The sequence below is a fragment of the Candidatus Frankia nodulisporulans genome, assembly GCF_902806475.1.
Lineage (GTDB): Bacteria > Actinomycetota > Actinomycetes > Frankiales > Frankiaceae > Frankia > Frankia umida.
In genome coordinates this window covers 1-2,333 of record NZ_CADCWS010000409.1, presented here as the reverse complement: position 1 = coordinate 2,333, position 2,333 = coordinate 1, and the positions used below count along the sequence as shown (strand labels likewise).

General features: G+C 73.3%; 2 protein-coding genes. One reads left to right on the top strand and one right to left on the bottom strand.

The window, feature by feature from the left end; all coding sequences use genetic code 11:
- Positions 1-182: 182 nt before the first annotated feature.
- On the bottom strand, positions 183-1,214 hold the full coding sequence (locus tag G6R24_RS20320) for a glycoside hydrolase family protein (RefSeq protein WP_225438857.1): 1,032 nt from the start codon (positions 1,212-1,214) through the stop codon (positions 183-185).
- A gap of 189 nt (positions 1,215-1,403) precedes the next feature.
- Between G6R24_RS20320 and G6R24_RS20315 the strand changes: the two genes are divergently transcribed.
- Positions 1,404-2,333, top strand: a 930-nt coding sequence (locus G6R24_RS20315; protein ID WP_163550742.1) for a sulfotransferase family protein, incomplete at its 3' end; no start/stop codon positions are given.

Below are 2,333 nucleotides of genomic sequence, written 5' to 3'. Positions count from 1 at the left end.
CATCCATCCGGGCTGTCGCGCATGTTTCCGGCCGTGGCGGAGGGGCCGCGGGCACGGACCCGGACGCGGCAGACCCCTGTTCCCGGGCATGCCGCAGGGGCGAACGACCGCGATCCGTCCGGCCATGGCCGACGGTCGAGGTGCCGCCTACGGTGCGAAACCGGGAAGGGCGCCGCGGGAGGTTACGCGGTGGGGTGTGTGGGCGCGGGGTGCAGTTCGGTGCGCAGTTCGTGGGCGCCGCCGGGCAGGGCGATCTCGTAGTAGAGGCGGCGGGCGCCGTCCGGCAGGGTGAGGACGGTGACGTAGCGCAGGGCGCCGTCGCCGACGGTGGCGGACGCGGCGGGTGCGGTACCGAGGGCGTGGAAGCGCTCGGGGGTGGTGCCGACGGCGAGACCGGTGCGTTCGACCCAGTTCTGCGCGGCGGTGGCGCGTCCGTCGTAGTAGGCGACGGGCTGGGGGCCGTCGGTGAGGACGGCGGTGATCCGCACGCCGCGGGCGTCCCAGTGGCCGGGGCGGGGGGACAGCGCGGTGCCGGTGAACGTCCAGTGGACGCCGTCGTCGCTGGTGGCGTGGCGGCTGTCCATCCGGTCGGTGGCGTTCGGGTCCTCGAGGGGGTGGCAGGAGGCCCACAGCTGCCAGCGGCCGTCGAGCCAGGTGACGACCGGGTCCTTCACGGCGAGGGTGGCCGGGTCGCCGGCGAGGACGGTCCGCCGGGTGGACGGGTCGAACTCCTCGGGTGTGTCGGCTTCGAGCAGGTCCACCCACCAGTGGGGGCCGCCCTGGGCGGCGCAGCTGACGTAGAGGCGGAAGCGGCCCTCGGGGGTGCGCACGAGGGCGGGGCGTTCGAGGCTCTCGGCGCCGAACGGTTCACGGGGGATGACGGCGATCTCGGTGAACCGCTCGCCGTCGGTGGAGCGGGCGAGCACCACCCCGAAGCCCCGGCCGGACCCGATCGGGCGACGCAGCCGGTAGGCCAGGTAGTACACGCCGTCCGCGAGCAGGGCGCTGGGGGCACCGGCCCAGAAGCCAGGCTCGGAGCCCGGTGCCCGCGCGACGGTCACACCGGGACGATGACCGGGCAGGGCAACCGTGCCCGCCACCGCGGCGACGGCCGGGTCGAGCCCGGCCGCCGGGCCTCTCGAAGCGCCCGTGTCGGGAGCCGACGGGTCCGTCACCAGGTTCGAGGTGGTGGATTGCTGCCCGACTGTTGCCATCTGGCAACCTTACCGTTGCCGTGGGGACGTTGCGTCGGCAAGGACGCTCCGCGGCCCGCCGGGCGACGCTACCATCCCGAGTTCACCGGTCGACTTAGCCGGTTATGCCCGCTGCCAGCGAAGCGGCACGCCACGTCGCTGTCGCGGTGCCACGTCCGTCGTCTCCTCGTCCCCACCCGGAGTCCGCAGATGGCCCTGCCCGACTTTCTCGTGATCGGTGTGCCCAAGGCGGGCACGACCGCCCTGCACGCCGCGCTGACCCGTCACCCGGAGCTGTTCCTGCCGTCGGTGAAGGAACCGAAGTTCTTCCTGAGCTCCGGACCGCCACCGGCCCGCGGTGGCCCCGGTGACGCGCAGACCTACCAGGAACACGTCTGGCGGCAGCGGGACTACGAGGCCCTGTTCGACCCCGCGCCGACCGACACGCTGCGCGGCGAGGCCACCCCGTTCTACCTGTACGACCTGGACGCGCAGAACCGCATCCGCCGGCTGGTGCCCAAGGCCCGACTGGTGGTGCTGCTGCGTAACCCGGTCGACCGGGCGCACTCGAACTGGACGCATCTGTGGGCGGCGGGGCTGGAGCCCGAGCGGGACTTCGTGCGGGCCTGCGCGTTGGAGGGGGCCCGCCGCGACGCCGGCTGGGCGGACTTCTGGCACTACGTCTCACTCGGACTCTACGGCGAGCAGCTCGCCCACCTGTACGGCCTGTTCCCCCGCGAGCAGGTGCTGGTGCTGCGTTACCGCGACCTGCGCGACTCCCCCGAGCGGACGCTGGACGAGGTGTGCGCCTTCCTCGGCGTGGCCACGGGACGCCTCTCGGCCGTGCCCTCGGAGAACGTGACGCCCTACGTCGCCGACACCCCGGTGAACGCGGTGCTGCGGGCCGCGTTGCGCACCGGCGGACGGATCGGGGCGCGCTTCCCGGTACCGGTGCGCCAGACGGTGCGCGGACCATTGCTGAGCGCGTTGCAGCGCCAGTCCGGCGGTCGACCGAAGCTCACCCCCGCGCAGCGGCGCGCCGTGCTGCCCTACTTCCTCGAGGACATCTCGAGGTTGGAGGAGCTCACCGGCCTGCCCTACGACGACTGGCGGATCATCGGCGACGAACCCGACGTCATC